The following is a 16,467-nucleotide window of genomic DNA, read 5'->3' on the forward strand; positions in this document are numbered from 1 at the left end:
CGATCAACATCGCGCCTCAAGTTCGGGATGAGCCTTTTTTCCCTGATCGCGGCCCTGTTCCTCGAACAGTTCCGGCCGCTACCCAATCGCCTTTTGCTGGAACCGGTGGGTCGCTATGCCGACTTCCTGGAGTCGCGCCTCAACGCCGGCGACTCGCGGCATGGCCTGATCGCCTGGCTGGCCGCCGTGCTGCCGCCGGTACTGCTGGCGGCCGGCATCTATTACCTGCTCTGTGCCGTGACGCCGCTGCTGGGGTGGGCCTGGAACGTCCTGGTGCTGTATCTGACCATGGGCTTCCGCCAGTTCAGCCACCATTTCACCGACATTCACCTGGCCCTGCGCATGGGCGACGTACCCCGGGCCCGACAGCTTCTGGCCGAATGGCGGGGCCGTTCCGCCGAAGGGCTGTCGTCCAGCGAAGTGGCCCGCCTGGCCATCGAGGAGGCCCTGGCCGCTTCCCATCGCCATGTTTTTGCGGTGATCCTCTGTTTCGTCCTGCTTCCCGGTCCCTGCGGTGCGGTGCTGTACCGCCTCGCCGGCATTCTGGCCGAGCGCTGGGGCCAGCGGCAGGATGAAGAATTCGGCGACTTTGGCAAATTTTCACAACAAATCTTTGCCATCATCGACTGGCTGCCCCTGCGGGCCACCGCTGCCGCCTTTGCCGTGGTCGGCGATTTCGAGGATGCGGTCTATTGCTGGCGCACCCAGGCCGGCCAGTGGGCCGACCACGAGTTGGGCATCGTGCTGTCCAGCGGTGCCGGCGCCCTCGGCGTGCGTCTCGGCCAGCCCCTGGTGGAAGGCGGCGAGGTCACCGACCGGGCCGAGCTGGGGGTCGGCGAGGAAGCCGATGTGGATTTCATGCAGAGCACGGTGGGCCTGGTTTGGCGGGCCCTGGTGCTGTGGCTGTTGCTGTTGCTGTTGATCGGGCTCGCCACTTGGGTGGGTTGATAAGTCAGTTATAACAAGGAGATGCTCATGAGCAAGGAAATCGTAGTTCTGTCCGCCGTTCGTTCCGCTGTGGGTGGTTTTGGCGGTTCCCTGGCTGGCATGGAGCCCGCCGAGCTGGGTGGTCTGGTCGTCAAGGAAGCCATTGCCCGTGCCGGTGTGGATCCCAAGGCCGTGACCTTTGCCACCGTCGGCAACTGTATCCCCACCGAAACCCGCTACGCCTACGTCGCCCGCCTGGCCACCATCCAGGGCGGCATGTCCATGGATTCCGTGGCCTTCGCCGTGAACCGCCTGTGCGGTTCCGCCATGCAGGCCATCGTCTCCTCCGCCCAGGCCATCATGCTGGGTGACGCCGACTACGCCATCGGCGGCGGTGTCGAAGTCATGTCCCGCGGCGCCTACCTGCTGCCGGCCCTGCGCTCCGGCGCCCGCATGGGCGACACCAAAGCCATCGACGCCATGGTTTCCGTCCTCACCGACCCCTTCGGCGTCGGCCACATGGGTATCACCGCCGAAAACCTGGTGACCAAGTGGGGCCTGACCCGGGAAGAGCAGGACGCCTTCGCCCTGGAATCCCAGAACCGCGCCGCCAAGGCCATCGCCGAAGGCCGCTTCAAGAGCCAGATCGTGCCCATCACCTTCCAGACCAAGAAGGGCGACGTGGTCTTCGATACCGACGAGCATCCCCGCGCCACCACCATGGAAGCTCTGGCCAAGATGAAGGCCGCCTTCAAGAAGGACGGTTCCGTCACCGCCGGCAACGCTTCCGGCATCAATGACGCCGCTGCCTTCCTGGTGCTGGCCGATGCCGCCAAGGCTGCCGCTGCCGGTCACAAGCCCATCGCCCGCCTGGTGTCCTACGCCATCGCCGGCGTGCCCAACGAAATCATGGGCGAAGGTCCGATCCCGTCCTCCAAGCTGGCCCTGCAGAAGGCCGGCCTGACCCTGGACCAGATCGACCTGGTCGAGTCCAACGAAGCCTTTGCCGCCCAGTCCCTGGCCGTGGCCAAGGGCCTGGGCCTGGACCCCGCCAAGACCAACGTCAATGGCGGCGCCATTGCCCTGGGGCACCCGGTTGGTGCAACCGGCGGCGTCATTGTCACCAAGTTGTTGCATGAAATGCAGCGTACCGGTGCCCGTTACGGCATGGCCACCATGTGCATCGGCGGTGGCCAGGGCATCACCACCATCTACGAACGCATCTAAAACAACGGCTTAGGCTGAAAAGCCCGGCGGGAGCCATCCCGTCGGGCTTTTTTTCGTCTACCGGGCACGATCTGTGATTCATGCTAAGGGCAAATGTAATGAAGTTGAGATAACATCGCGAGGCCATCCAAATGAGAGTGGCTCTCAGGGAGTATCAGGGAAACATGAAAAACAATCTTCCCGTCACACAAGTTGAAGTGCCCTTCATCAAGGGCAAGTACATCGTTTCGAAAACCGATCTGAAAGGGATCATCACCTACGCCAACGACACCTTCGTCGAGCTGAGCGGCTTCACCCGGGATGAACTGATCGGCAAGAACCACAATCTGGTGCGCCACCCGGACATGCCGCCGGCCGCCTTTGCCGACCTGTGGATCTCGGTGAAGGAAGGCCGCCCCTGGCGCGGCATCGTCAAGAACCGCTGCAAGAACGGCGACCATTACTGGGTCGATGCCCTGGTGGTGCCGGTGCGGCAGAAGGGTCAGACCATCGGCTACATGTCGGTGCGCACCGAGCCCTCCCGGGCCCAGGTGCAGTCTGCCGAGGCTCTTTACGCCAAGCTGGGCAAGGGGGGCGGCGCCCTTCCCCGGCCGGGTGGCTGGCGCAAGGTCAGCCTGCGCAAGAAGATGGCCGGCCTCACCCTGTTCGTCATGGCGGCCCAGTTGCTGACCGGCATCGGCGTCTGGTTCGGCAGCGGCATCGGCTTTTCCGCCGACAGCATCGTCGCCCTGGTGCAGATACTGAGTCTCACCGGCCTGGTTGCCGGCGCGGTGCAGATCGGCCTGCAACAGGGTATCTTCCGCGCCATCGACGCCACCAACACCAGCCTGGACCGGGTGGCCCAGGGCGACCTGTCGGAAGACCTGTGGCACGACCGTCTGGACGAGGTGGGCAAGCTGCAGGATTCCCTGCTCACCACCCAGGCTCACCTCAAGGTCATGCTGGCGGAGATTGCCGAAGCGGCGAACCGGGTCAGCGGCAACACCACCCAGCTCAACCTGGAGATGTCCAGCGTCTCGTCCCAGTCCGAGTCCCAGTCCGACTCGGTGAGCCGCATCGCCGCCTCCATGGAGGAGATGAGCGCCACGGTGGAGCAGGTCTCGGCCGATGCTCAGGAGACGGCCAGCGCCGTTGGCACTACCCGGGAGCGCATCGCCGGGGTGGAGCGGCGCATGATCCAGGGCCGGGAGGCCTCCCGGGCCGTGGTCTCGGCGGTGGATACCGCCTCCAACACCATGGCCACCCTGTTCCAGTCCCTCAACCGTATCGGGGTGGTGACCCAGGGCATCCAGGAGATCGCCGACCAGACCAACCTCATCGCCCTCAACGCCGCCATCGAGGCGGCCCGGGCCGGCGAGGCGGGGCGCGGTTTCGCTGTGGTGGCCGATGAGGTGCGCAAGCTGGCCGAACGCACCCGCCTGCAGACTGCCGAAATCGCCGAAATGGTGACGGAGATCCAGAAGATCACCGAAAGCGCCGTCGGCAGCATCGAATCCGCCGGCGCCCAGGTGGGGCACAACGACGAGGCCATGGGCGAGACTGGGGTCAGCCTGGCCGAAGTGGTCCAGGACGGGCAGCACATCGACGAGATGGCGCGCCACATCGCCCAGGCCACGGTGCAGCAGTCCCAGGCCAGCCAGGACGTGGCCATGAGCGTCTCCGAGATTGCCGCCCTGATCGAGGAAAACGCCGCCGCCATCGGCGAGGCGGAGCGCAATGTGCAACAGCTGCTGGCCACCGCCGGCGAACTGCGCAACCTCATCGCCTACTTCCAGTTCCAGCCCGGGCGCTAAGCCGGTCGACGAAGTCCATAAAAAAAAGCCTGGGGCCGAAGCTCCGGGCTTTTTTCATTGGGCGTTGCCGGCCTCAGGTCTGGAAGCGGTTCACCAGGCCCTTCAGGTTGTGGGCCACCCGTTCCAGGTCCTGGGCAGAGGTCATGGTGTTGTTCATGGTGGTGCTGGTTTCTTCCACTGTCTGGGCAATGGCTTCGACGCGCTGGGCGATGGAGGTGCTGGCGGCGCTCTGTTCGCGGATGGCATTGGCCACTTCCTGGATGTGCTCCAGGGTGCGCAGGGCGCCGGCCTCGATATTGGCCAGGGATTCCGCCGCCGCCTGGGCCAGGCTGACCCCCTGTTCCACCTGGGGCAGGGCGTCGTCCATGGACTGCACCGCATTGTTGGTCTCGCTCTGGATGCTGGCGATCATCTGCTCGATTTCGATGGTGGCGGAGGACGTCCGCTCCGCCAGCTTGCGCACCTCGTCGGCCACCACGGCGAAACCGCGGCCCGCCTCGCCGGCCCGGGCCGCCTCGATGGCGGCGTTGAGGGCCAGCAGATTGGTTTGCCCGGCGATGTCCTTGATCACGCCGGCAATGGAGGAAATCTGGTTGGCCTGCTGATCCAGGGTGCGGATGCGGGTGGAGCCTTCGGATACCGTGGCGGCGATGCGCTGCATGGCCTCGGCGGCCTGCTCTGCCCGTTCCCGGCCCTGTTTGGAGAGATCCACGGCTTTGTGGGAATCCCCCTGGGTCTCCTCGGCGCTGTCGGAAATGTGGCTGGAACTGACCGTCAGCTGTTCAATGGCGGCGGCCATGGAGGAGGTGGCATCGGCCTGGGCACCGGTGGTGTCGGCCAGCTGGCTGGAGGCGGAGCTGATCGCCTGGGAGTTGCTGGCCAGGGTTTCCGCGTCCTGGCGGATTTCGGTGAGCATCTGGCGCAGGGAGAGCACCATCTGGCTCAGGGCATGGAGCAGGCTGCCGGGCTGGGTCTGGCCGATGGCCGCATGCAGGTTGCCGCCGGCCACCTGCTGCATGATGGCCGTGGCGGCGGCAGGTTCGCCGCCGATCTGCTTGAGCACGCTGCGGGTCACCAGGTAGCAGATGCTGCCGATCAGGGCCAGCACCACCAGGGCCAGCAGGCCCTGGTAGATCAGGGTTTGCTGGAACTCCCGGTCCACTTCGTCGATATAGACGCCGGTGCCGATGATCCAGTCCCAGGCCGGGAATTTCTGGGCGTAGAGCACCTTGGGATACATGGTGGGATCGCCCGCCTTCTTGACGAACTGGGTGTCCATGTAGGTGGTGGCCTGGTTCTGCAGCAGGCTTGCCAGTTCCCGGATGATCAGCTTGCCGCTGCCGTCCTTCACCTGGTCGCCCATGGGCTTGCCTTCCCATTCCGGCTTCAGGGCATGCATGACGCTGATGCCGTCGGGGGTCCAGATGTAGAAATAGTCGCTCTTGCCGTCGGGGCCGTTGAAACGGATCTGCCGCACGGCCGCCTTGGCGTGGGCCTGGGCCTCGTCGCGGCTGAGGTTGCCGGCGGCTTCCTGGCTTTGATAGTAGGCGACCACGTTGTAGGCGCCCTGGGTGATGGCGCGAATCTGGCCTTTTCTCTCATCCAGCATGAGGGAGCGGGTATTGAAGGCGGCGATGGCCGCCAGTGCCAGGACCCCCAGGAGCGCCACCAGCACCACCGCCAGGAGTCGGGTACGCAGGGAAAGTTGATCAAGCATGGGATTGTCCAAACTATATGAAACATGAAGTGCGCATTATATTTCCGTCACCAGCCATGCCGTGAAGGAAATCACACTTTTCTGCTTCAAATTGGTGCGCCCGCTTCTGCCCATGGTGCATGGTGGCACCGTTTTCTGGCGCCGCTTCCGCCAATTCCCCGGAAGTCCTTTAAGGATCAAGCGATTATGATCCTGGCACAACCCCTGCTATTTGATTGTCGCCCTTCCTCATGGCGCGACCATCATGAACAAGCCCAGCTTCTTCGACGAAATGAACGGTGCCGACGGCGCCGTCCGCTCCCACTACCAGACCTACCGGCGCTGGCTTTCCGAAACCCCTGACGAACGCATCGCCCGCAAGCGGGCCGAGGCCGACATCGCCTTCCGCCGCGTCGGCATCACCTTCGCCGTCTATGGCGAGGAGGCCGGCACCGAGCGGCTGATCCCCTTCGACATCATTCCCCGGGTCATCCCGGCAGATGAGTGGAAGGCCCTCAAGGCCGGCCTCAAGCAGCGGGTCAAGGCCCTCAACCTGTTCCTCCACGACATCTACCACGACCAGGAAATCCTCAAGGCCGGGCGCATTCCCCGGGAGCAGGTGGAGGGCAACGCCCAGTTCCGTCCCATCATGCGCGGGGTGGACGTGCCGGCCGGCATCTATGCCCACATCGCCGGCGTGGACCTGGTGCGGGCCGGGGCCGGCGAGTTCTACGTGCTGGAAGACAACCTGCGGGTGCCCTCCGGCGTCTCCTACATGCTGGAAGACCGCAAGATGATGATGCGGCTCTTCCCCGAGCTGTTCTCCAAGCACAAGGTGGCCCCGGTGGAACACTACCCGGACCTGCTGCTGGAGACCCTGCGGGCCTCCGCTCCCAACGGAGTCTCCGATCCCACCGTGGTGGTGCTGACCCCGGGGGCCTACAACAGCGCCTACTTCGAGCACACCTTCCTGGCCCAGCAGATGGGGGTGGAACTGGTGGAAGGGCGGGACCTTTTCGTCGATAACGACACGGTCTACATGCGCACCACCCAGGGCCCCCAGCGGGTGGATGTGATCTACCGCCGCATCGACGACGACTTCATCGATCCCCAGGTCTTCCGCGCCGACTCCATGCTCGGCGTTCCCGGCATCCTGCAGGCCTACCGGGCCGGCAAGGTGACCCTGGCCAATGCGGTGGGCACCGGGGTGGCCGACGACAAGTCCATCTACCCCTATGTGCCGGAGATGGTGCGCTTTTACCTGGGGGAAGAGCCCATCCTCAACAACGTGCCCACCTACATGTGCCGCAAGCCCGACGACCTGGCCTACACCCTGGCCCACCTGCCGGAACTGGTGGTGAAGGAAGTCCATGGCGCCGGCGGCTACGGCATGCTGGTGGGGCCGGCCTCCACCCAGGCCGAGATCGAGGACTTCCGCCGGCGTCTTGTCGCCAACCCGGAAAAGTACATCGCCCAGCCCACCCTGGCCCTGTCCACCTGCCCCACCTTCGTCGAATCGGGCGTGGCGCCGCGCCATATCGACCTGCGCCCCTTCGTCCTCTCCGGCAAGGAAGTGACCATGGTCCCCGGCGGCCTCACCCGGGTGGCCCTGCAGGAAGGCTCCCTGGTGGTGAACTCCTCCCAGGGCGGCGGCACCAAGGACACCTGGGTGCTGGAATGAGAAACCTTGCCACAGAGGGCACAGAGAACACAGAGGGCAAGACCGTGGCTGCGGCCGGCGTGCTGCCGCAAAACGTGCGGACCCGGAACGCTTCTGGTTTTTCTCTGTGATCTCTGTGTCCTCTGTGGCTAAAAAAGACTAGGAAACCATCATGCTCAGCCGAACCGCCGATCACCTCTACTGGATGGCCCGCTACATCGAGCGGGCCGAGAACCTGGCCCGCCTGCTGGACGTCACCTACCAGATGTCCCTGGTGCCCCAGTCGCCGGAAGCGGCGAACCAGAACTGGAACGCCATCATCGTCCTCAACAGCCTGGAAGAGCCCTTCGCCAAGGCCTACGGCGAGCCCAGCGCGGAAAACGTGCTGCGCTTCATGGTGCGGGACGAAAGCAACTTCTCCTCCATCTACAGCTGCCTGCGGGCGGCCCGGGAAAACGCCCACGCCGTGCGCGGCACCCTCACCACGGAAATGTGGGAGACCATCAACGCCGCCTGGATCGACCTGCGGGCCCAGAGCTTCGAGCAGATCATGGCCGGCGGCATCACCGAGTTCTTCGAATGGGTCAAGCTGCGCTCGGCCCTGACCCGGGGCGTCACCTTCGGCACCCTGCTGCAGGACGAGGCGGCCCACTTCATCCGCATGGGCGGCCTCCTGGAGCGGGCCGACAACACGGCCCGCATCCTGGACGTGAAATACCACTTCCTGCAGCCCAACGGCGAAGGGGAGGAGGGCGGCGTCACCGACTTCTACCAGTGGGGCGCCCTGCTGCGCTCCCTTTCCGCCTTCGAGGTGTACCGCAAGGTGTACCGGGACGTCATCACCCCGGCCCGGGTGGCGGAGCTGCTGATCCTGCGCATGGACATGCCCCGTTCCCTGCACCACTGCCTGGACAAGGTGAATCACCTGCTGGGCCTGGTGGGCAACCGCCAGTCCAGCGAGACCCTGCGCCGGGCCGGCCTGCTGCATTCGCGCCTGCACTACGGCCGTATCGACGACGTGCTGGAGGATGGCCTGCACGAGTACCTGACCGAGTTCATGGACGACATCTACGACCTGGGCAACCGCATCTCCCAGGACTTCCTGGTGCCGGCCTGAGGCGCACCAGTCGGGGAGGCGCCGGCGGCAGCTGCCGCCGGCCTTTTTTCATCATCATAAAAACAGCGACGACGACATGACTTACTGCGTGGCAATGCGGCTCGATGCCGGCCTGGTCTTCCTTTCCGATTCCCGCACCAACGCCGGGGTGGACCACATCAACACCTTCCGCAAGATGACCGTGTGGGAGCGCCCGGGGGAGCGCATGCTGGTGCTGATGACCTCGGGCAACCTCTCCATCAGCCAGTCCGTGGTCAATGTGCTGAACGAGCACCTGGCGGCCACTGACAAGCCCAATCTCTACAACGCCCCCAACCTGTTCGAGGCGGCGCGCCTGGTGGGCGACGCCCTGCGCGAGGTGCACCAGCGGGATGCGGCCGCCCTCAAGGAATTCGGCGTCGATTTCGCTGCCGCCTTCATCCTCGGCGGCCACATCCACGGCGAGGAGCCGCGCCTGTTCCAGATCTACGCCGCCGGCAACTTCATCGAGGCGACCCACGATACGCCCTACTTCCAGATCGGCGAATCCAAGTACGGCAAGCCCATCATCGACCGGGTGGTGAAAAAGGCCACCAGCCTGGAGGAGGCCTCCAAATGCGCCCTCATCTCCATGGATTCCACCATCCGCTCCAACCTCTCCGTGGGCCTGCCCCTGGACCTGCTGGTCTACGAGAGGGGGGACTTCAAGGTCACCCACCAGATCAAGATCGGCGCCGACGATCCCTACTTCAACCAGATTCGCACCCAATGGGGCGAACGCCTGCGCCAGGTCTTCGCCGAACTGCCCGACCCGGCCTGGGATTAAGGCCGGGAGCGGCTCGGCAGGCAACAAAAAAGGCGCCCGCGGGCGCCTTTTGCTTGGGCCGGGAAACGGCTCAGGGCTTGTTCACTTCCACCGCCGGATAGACGTAGGAGAACTTCTCGTTGCCCTTGAACAGTTCCAGGACGAAGGGCTGGGCCAGCTGGTAGAGGTCCAGGCGGGTGTAGTCCTGGCCTGGCACGGCGCCGCCGTTGAGCAGGGAGGTCTCGATGTTGTAGGCGATGGCGTAGAACTCGTCGGCCAGGTCCAGGGCGCCCATCAGGTCGGCGGCACCCAGCAGGCGCTGGGGCGCGGCGCTCTTGGTCGCCGGCTTGGCGGCAGCAACGGGCTTGGTGGCGGGCTTGGTGCTGGCGGCCGGCTTGGCGACGACCGGCTTCGCTGCCGGCTTGGCCACGGGTTTGGCGGCAACTTTGGCGACGGGTTTGGCTGCGGGCTTCACTGCCGGTTTTACGGCGGCTTTGGCGACGGGCTTGCTGGCGGGCTTGGCGGCGGGCTTGGCGGCGGTGGCGGCTTTGACGGGGGCTTTGGTGGCCATGGCGGTTTTCCTGTTTATTTGCGGCCGAATTTTTCGGCCAGGGCGGTGAGCTTGGCGGCGCGCTGGGCTTCCGCCTTCTTGGCATCTTCTTCGGCCTTCTTGGCGGCGGCTTCGGCGCGGCGCTGTTCGGCCTGTTTCTTGAAGCGTTCCTTCAGCACTTCGGAGGCGTGCTGGCGGTGTTCCTCGGCCACCTCGCCGGCGGCGCTGCCCTGCAGGTCGTGGCGCTGGGTGGCCTTCTCCATGTTCTTCAGGTAGCGGACCGAGTTGGTGTGGCGGAACAGGCTCACCTTCAGCAGCTTGGGGTCGATTTCCGGATACAGGGCGGCCAGTTGCTGGTTGATGCCGATGGCCAGGGGCAGGTGGTCGCGGAAAACCTGGAATTTTTCGCTCAGTTCGGCGAGGAATTCGCGGGGCGTGCTGAAGGCGGGAGAGGTCATCTGGGTGTTGGGTTGAAATGCGGAAGGGTGGGAGGTTATCACGCAGGGAAAATGCTGCAACTGGGCTGTAACAGGGGGCTGGGGCTCCCGTTCCTGGTGCGCCCGGGGCAGGCGTGCTCCGGGATGGTGCGGATGCTGGCCGGCAGCCGGCCCGGGGCCCAGTATCCATGAGCCTCTCCAGGGGGTGACCCGTCCTGGGGCATGGCCCGGCTCTTGCTAAATCCGGCTATCGCCCATCGCCCGGAGCCGCCCCGTGTCCATCCACGTCGCGCTGAACCACGTCACCCATTACCGCTACGACCGGCCCATCGCCCTGGGGCCCCAGGTGATCCGGCTGCGTCCGGCGCCCCACAGCCGCACCCCCATCCTCTCCTATTCCCTCAAGGTGATGCCGGGGGAACACTTCATCAACTGGCAGCAGGATCCCCAGGCCAACTGGCTGGCCCGCCTGGTGTTCCCGGAGAAGACCCGGGAGTTCCGGGTGGAGGTGGATCTGGTGGCCCAGATGTCGGTCATCAATCCCTTCGACTTCTTCCTCGAACCCTATGCGGAGGAGGTGCCCTTCGCCTACGAGGCCTGGCAGCGGCACGAGCTGGCGCCCTATCTGTACACCCTGCCGGCGACGCCGAAATTCCAGGCGTATCTGGCTTCCATCTCCCGGGAGAAATGCCGCAGCGTGGATTTCCTGGTGGCCCTCAACGCCCGTCTGGCCCGGGACATTTCCTACCTGATCCGCCTCGAGCCCGGGGTGCAGACGCCGGAAGAGACCCTGGCCAAGGGCTCCGGCTCCTGCCGCGACTCGGCCTGGCTGCTCTGCCAGCTGCTGCGCCACCTGGGCCTGGCGGCCCGCTTCGTTTCCGGCTACCTGATCCAGCTCACCGCCGACGTCAAATCCCTGGACGGTCCCTCCGGTCCCGCAGCCGATTTCACCGACCTGCACGCCTGGTGCGAGGTGTACCTGCCCGGCGCCGGCTGGATCGGCCTGGACCCCACCTCCGGCCTCTTCGCCGGCGAGGGCCACATTCCCCTGGCCGCCTCCCCCGAGCCTTCCTCGGCGGCGCCCATCAGCGGCGCCCTGGAGCCGTGCGAATGCGAGTTCGGCCACACCATGGGCGTGACCCGCATCTGGGAAGCTCCCCGGGTGACCAAGCCCTACAGCGAGGAACAGTGGTCCCGCATCGAAGCCCTGGGGCAGACGGTGGACAGCGACCTGGCGGCCCGGGACGTGCGCCTGACCATGGGCGGCGAGCCCACCTTCGTCTCCATGGACGACCCGGACGGGGCCGAGTGGAACACCGAGGCCCTGGGGCCGAAGAAGCGCCTGCTGGCGGCCGACCTGTTCCACCGCCTGCGAGAGAAATACGCGCCCCACGGCTTCATGCATTTCGGCCAGGGCAAGTGGTATCCGGGGGAACAGCTGCCCCGCTGGTCCCTCAACTGCTACTGGCGCCAGGACGGCGAGCCCCTGTGGCAGCGGCCCGAGCTGTACGCCGACGAGTCCCGGGACTACGGCGTCGATGCCGCCCGGGCCGGCGCCTTCCTCGGCGAAGTGGCGCGGCGCCTGGGCCTGGAGGAAAAGCATGTGTTCCCCGCCTACGAGGACGCCTTCTACTACCTGTGGCGGGAGCGGCGCCTGCCGGCCAACGTGGATCCCTTCGACGCCCGCCTCGACGATCCCCTGGAGCGGGCGCGCCTGGCCAAGGTGTTCACCCGGGGCCTGGAGCAGGCCGTGGGCCAGGTGCTGCCCCTGGGCAAGACGGCCGCCGGCCGCTGGCAGAGCGGCTCCTGGTTCCTGCGCAGCGAGCGCTGCTACCTGATTCCCGGCGACTCCCCGGTGGGCTACCGCCTGCCCCTGGATTCCCAGCCCTGGGTCAGCCAGTCCGACTACCCCTACCTCAATCCGCCGGACCCGGCGGCGCCCCGGGCGCCCCTGGCCCGCCACGCCGAACTGCGGCGGCAGGTGCCGGGCATTCCCACGGAGGCCATGCCTGGCAGGCAGGCAGCAAGCGCATCTCCGGGTGGCATTCCTGGAGAGGCAGGCGGGGAGCGGGTCCCGGGGCATCATGAATCCGCCGCCTGGATCACCCGCACCGCCATGTGCGCCGAGCCCCGTAACGGTGTGCTCTACATTTTCATGCCCCCCGTGGGCTGCCTGGAGGACTACCTGGAAGTGCTGGCGGCGGTGGAAGCCACCGCCGAGGCCCAGGGCCTGCCGGTCATGTTCGAAGGCTACGAGCCGCCCCGGGACCCGCGCCTGGAAGTGTTCCGGGTGACGCCGGACCCGGGGGTGATCGAGGTGAACATCCACCCGGCCAAATCCTGGGATGAACTGGTGGAGCGCACCAGCCACCTCTACGAGGCGGCCCGGGAAACCCGCCTGTCCACCGAGAAGTTCATGCTCGACGGCCGCCACACCGGCACCGGCGGCGGCAACCACTTCGTCCTCGGCGGCGCCACGCCGGCCGATTCCCCCTTCCTGCGCCGGCCCGACCTGCTGCGCAGCCTCATCTCCTACTGGCACAACCACCCCAGCCTGTCCTACCTCTTCTCCGGCCTCTTCGTCGGCCCCACCTCCCAGGCACCGCGGGTGGACGAGGCCCGCAACGACAGCCTCTACGAGCTGGAGACCGCCTTCCGCCAGTTCCCGCCGCCGGGGGAGGGGGGCGCCCCCTGGCTCACCGACCGGCTGCTGCGCAACCTGCTCATCGACGTCACCGGCAACACCCACCGGGCCGAGTTCTGCATCGACAAGCTGTTCTCCCCCGACGGCCCCACGGGGCGCCTGGGCCTGCTGGAACTGCGGGCCTTCGAGATGCCGCCCCACGCCCGCATGAGCCTGACCCAGCAACTGCTGCTGCGGGCCCTGGTGGCGCGCTTCTGGGCCCGCCCCTACGCCCCGGAGCGGCTGGCCCGCTGGGGCACGGAGCTGCACGACCGCTTCATGCTGCCCCACTTCATCGCCCAGGATTTCGCCGACGTGGTGACGGAAATGCAGGCGGCGGGCTACGCCTTCGACCCGGCCTGGTTCGCGCCCCACCTGGAATTCCGCTTCCCCCGCATCGGCGACTTCGCCGTGGGCGGCGTCGCCGTGGAGCTGCGCCACGCCCTGGAGCCCTGGCACGTCATGGGCGAGGAGGGCGCCGCCGGCGGCACCGTGCGCTATGTGGATTCCTCCGTGGAGCGGCTCCAGGTCAAGGTCACGGGCCTGCCACCGGACCGCTACCGCCTCACCTGCAACGGCCATGCCGTGCCCCTGCAGCCCACCGGCACCGTCGGCGAGTTCGTCGCCGGGGTGCGCTACCGGGCCTGGCAGCCGGCCGCCTGCCTGCATCCCACCATCGGCGTCCATGCGCCCCTGACCTTCGACCTGGTGGATACCTGGATGGACCGCTCCCTGGGCGGCTGCCAGTACCACGTGGCCCATCCGGGCGGGCGCAATTTCGAGGCCTTCCCGGTCAATGCCTTCGAGGCCGAGAGCCGGCGCCTGGCCCGCTTCTTCCCCATGGGCCACACTCCGGGTCCCCTGGCGGGCCGGGGCCAGGCGGCGCCGCCGCAGAACCCGGAATTCCCGTTTACGCTAGACTTGCGCCGCCAGGGCCGGCCCTAGTCCCTCCCTGGAAAAAACCACCAGCGCGGCGCCCCTTTTCCCCGCCGCGCTTTTTTGCGGAACGCCATGGCGCGCACCCTTCTCTCCATCTACCCCGATTCCGCCGGCCGCTACGACGAAATGCTCGCCGCCGGCGGCGCGGTGCGTCCCCACTGGCAAGCCTTCTTTTCCCACCTGGACGCCGCCTCGCCGGAGCAGATGCGGGCCCGCCTGGCCTTCGTGCAGCGGCGCATCCAGGAAAACGGCGTCACCTACAACGTCTATGCCGACCCCAAGGGCACCGACCGGCCCTGGGAACTGGACCCCCTGCCGCTGATCATCCCCGCCGACGAGTGGCGCCAGCTCGCCGCCGCCGTGGCCCAGCGCGCCACCCTGCTCAACGCCGTCCTGGCCGACCTCTACGGCCCCCAGGACCTGCTGGCCTCGGGCCTGCTGCCGCCGGCCCTGGTGTACGGCCACGGCGGCTTCCTCTGGCCCTGCCGCCAGGTGCGCCAGCCCGGCGATACCTTCCTCCATTTCTACGCCGTGGACCTGGCCCGCTCGCCGGACGGCCGCTGGTGGGCCATCGCCGACCGCACCCAGGCCCCCTCCGGCGCCGGCTATTCCCTGGAAAACCGGCTGATCGTCTCCCGGGTCTTCCCCGACCTCTTCCGCGACCTCAAGGTGGAGCACCTGGCCGGCTTCTTCCGCAGCGTCCAGGAGAGCCTGGCCCACTACGCCCCGGACAGCGGCGAGGGCGGCGAGCCGCCCCTGATCGTGCTGCTCACGCCCGGGCCCTACAACGAAACCTACTTCGAGCACGCCTACCTGGCCCGCTACCTGGGCTTCCCCCTGGTGGAAGGGCCGGACCTGACGGTGCGGGGCGAGACCGTCTTCCTCAAGACCCTCACCGGCCTGAAACGGGTGCACGCCATCCTGCGCCGCCAGGACGACGACTTCTGCGACCCCCTGGAGCTGCGCGGCGATTCCGCCCTCGGCGTGCCCGGCCTGCTGCAGGCGGTGCGGGCCGGCCGGGTGCTGGTGGCCAATGCCCTGGGCAGCGGCGTGGTGGAGTCGGGGGCGTTGCCGGGCTTCCTCCCGGCCATCTGCGAGCGCCTCCTGGGGGAACCCCTGCAGATGCCCTCGGTGGCCACCTGGTGGTGCGGCGAGGCGCCGGCCCTCAGGTACACCAGCGAACACCTGGACCAGCTGGTGATCAAGGCGGCCTTCCCCGGCCGCCGCTTCGACCCCATTTTCGGCGCCGACCTGAAGGGTGCCCAGCGGGAGCAGCTGCTGGCCCGCCTGCAGGCCGAGCCCCAGGCCTACGTGGCCCAGGAACTGGTGCAGCTGTCCCAGGCCCCCACCTGGAGCCGCAGCCACGAGCGGCGCCTGCTGGCCCGGCCGGCGGGGCTGCGGGTCTATGCCGTGGCCACGCCCCAGGGCTACCGGGTGATGCCCGGCGGCCTCGCCCGGGTGGCCGGCGGCGCCGGTGCCCGGGTCATTTCCATGCAGCGGGGCGGCGCCTCCAAGGACGCCTGGGTGCTGTCCGACGAGCCGGTGTCCACCTTCAGCCTGCTCAAGCCCTCCATCGGTGCCCGGGACGTGGTGCGGGGCGGTCGCAGCCTCTCTTCCCGGGTGGTGGAAAACCTCTTCTGGCTGGGCCGCTATTCGGAACGCTGCGACCACACCAGCCGCTTCCTGCGGGTGGCCCTGACCCGGCTCATCGACGCCGGCGGCGAGCCGGGGCCGGAGCTGTTCGCGGCCCTGGCGGTGGGCGAGGCCATGGGCCTGCTGCCGCCCCGGGACGAGGCCGGGGAACAGGCGGCGGCCCGGCCGCCGGCCCCGCCCCCGACCCTGGCCGAGCGGCTGACCCGGGCGGTCTTCGACGACGCCTGGGATACCGGCCTGGCGGCGGGCCTGAAGCGCCTGCAATGGTCCGCCACCCAGGTGCGGGAGCGCCTCTCCATGGACCACTGGCACGCCATCAACCGCCTCAATCACGACATGCAGGCCAGCAAGGAAAGCCGGCCCGAGCCCGGCGAAACCCTGGCCTGTCTCGACCAGGCCCTGCTCTCCTGCGCCTCCCTGGCCGGCTTCACCATGGACAACATGACCCGGGACGACGGCTGGCGCTTCCACGTGGTGGGCCGCCGCCTGGAGCGGCTGCACTTCCTGGCCTCGGCCATCGCCGGCTTCCTCGCCCTGGAGGGCAAGGACCGCTCCCAGGGCCAGGGCGGCCTGGAGTGGCTGCTGGAGCTGGCCGACAGCACCATCACCTACCGCTCCCGCTACCTTTCCCAGCCCGAGCTGCTGCCGGTGATCGATCTCCTGGTGCTGGACGAGGACAACCCCCACTCGGTGGCCTTCCAGGCCCAGGTGGTGGGGCGCTACCTGGGCCGTCTGCAACAGTCCCTGGGCGGCGGGGCCGGGGAGGCCGGCGCCCCCTTCACCGACGACCTGGAACTGCTGCTGGCCCGCCTGCGCAGCGTGGACCTCTCCCGCTTCCAGGGCGACGTCTGCGGCGACTGCATCGGCTGCAATGCCTGCGAGGACCTGGCGGCGGTGCTGTGGGCCCTGGCGGCGGCGGTGCGGGAGCTTTCCGACCGCCTGGCTATGCGCTACTTCACCCACGTGGGCGACGTCAGCCATCAGACGGTGGCGGCCTGAGC

General features: G+C 67.4%; 11 protein-coding genes. 8 read left to right on the forward strand and 3 right to left on the reverse strand.

Features of this window, described 5'->3' with window-relative positions; genetic code table 11:
- The first annotated feature begins 27 nt into the window (after window positions 1-27).
- The 3 genes from AC1RTA_RS02785 to AC1RTA_RS02795 all read left to right on the forward strand — a co-directional run bounded on the left by AC1RTA_RS02785 (window position 28) and on the right by AC1RTA_RS02795 (window position 3,947).
- Window positions 28-948 carry a CobD/CbiB family protein gene (locus tag AC1RTA_RS02785; protein WP_014238252.1) on the forward strand — a complete coding sequence of 307 codons (921 nt, stop codon included), beginning with the start codon at window positions 28-30 and terminating at the stop codon, window positions 946-948.
- Window positions 949-975: 27 nt separating this feature from the next.
- Window positions 976-2,154, forward strand: a complete 1,179-nt coding sequence (locus tag AC1RTA_RS02790; protein WP_014238251.1) for an acetyl-CoA C-acyltransferase family protein — start codon at window positions 976-978, stop codon at window positions 2,152-2,154.
- A gap of 164 nt (window positions 2,155-2,318) precedes the next feature.
- Entirely contained in the window at window positions 2,319-3,947 is a 1,629-nt protein-coding gene (locus AC1RTA_RS02795; RefSeq protein WP_492783893.1) for a methyl-accepting chemotaxis protein, read from the forward strand.
- Window positions 3,948-4,020: 73 nt separating this feature from the next.
- On the opposite strand, the gene AC1RTA_RS02800 is transcribed toward AC1RTA_RS02795, so the two are convergent.
- A complete protein-coding gene (locus AC1RTA_RS02800; protein ID WP_014238249.1) occupies window positions 4,021-5,664 on the reverse strand; it encodes a methyl-accepting chemotaxis protein in 1,644 nt (547 codons plus the stop codon).
- A 244-nt stretch (window positions 5,665-5,908) separates the two neighbouring features.
- Here AC1RTA_RS02800 and AC1RTA_RS02805 point away from each other — a divergent pair, with 244 nt between their 5' ends.
- From AC1RTA_RS02805 to AC1RTA_RS02815, 3 genes are all read left to right on the forward strand, one after another.
- The gene (locus tag AC1RTA_RS02805) at window positions 5,909-7,324 is read left to right on the forward strand and encodes a circularly permuted type 2 ATP-grasp protein (RefSeq protein WP_172974662.1); all 1,416 of its coding nucleotides are present in this window, start codon (window positions 5,909-5,911) and stop codon (window positions 7,322-7,324) included.
- Window positions 7,325-7,475: 151 nt separating this feature from the next.
- The gene (locus AC1RTA_RS02810; protein ID WP_014238247.1) at window positions 7,476-8,420 is read left to right on the forward strand and encodes an alpha-E domain-containing protein; all 945 of its coding nucleotides are present in this window, start codon (window positions 7,476-7,478) and stop codon (window positions 8,418-8,420) included.
- Between the two features lie 76 nt (window positions 8,421-8,496).
- Window positions 8,497-9,225, forward strand: a complete 729-nt coding sequence (locus AC1RTA_RS02815; RefSeq protein WP_130458871.1) for a proteasome-type protease — start codon at window positions 8,497-8,499, stop codon at window positions 9,223-9,225.
- Between the two features lie 70 nt (window positions 9,226-9,295).
- Here AC1RTA_RS02815 and AC1RTA_RS02820 read toward each other — a convergent pair whose 3' ends face one another.
- Window positions 9,296-9,775, reverse strand: coding sequence for a hypothetical protein (locus tag AC1RTA_RS02820; RefSeq protein WP_492783894.1), 480 nt, complete (start codon window positions 9,773-9,775; stop codon window positions 9,296-9,298).
- Between the two features lie 14 nt (window positions 9,776-9,789).
- Entirely contained in the window at window positions 9,790-10,212 is a 423-nt protein-coding gene (locus tag AC1RTA_RS02825) for a ProQ/FINO family protein (protein WP_492783895.1), read from the reverse strand.
- A 253-nt stretch (window positions 10,213-10,465) separates the two neighbouring features.
- On the opposite strand from AC1RTA_RS02825, the gene AC1RTA_RS02830 reads away from it, so the two are divergent.
- Entirely contained in the window at window positions 10,466-13,819 is a 3,354-nt protein-coding gene (locus tag AC1RTA_RS02830) for a transglutaminase family protein (protein WP_492783896.1), read from the forward strand.
- 66 nt (window positions 13,820-13,885) lie between these two features.
- The gene (locus AC1RTA_RS02835; protein ID WP_492783897.1) at window positions 13,886-16,465 is read left to right on the forward strand and encodes a circularly permuted type 2 ATP-grasp protein; all 2,580 of its coding nucleotides are present in this window, start codon (window positions 13,886-13,888) and stop codon (window positions 16,463-16,465) included.
- Window positions 16,466-16,467: the final 2 nt, after the last annotated feature.

It is taken from the genome of Azospira sp. MPR-E4 (assembly GCF_058809645.1).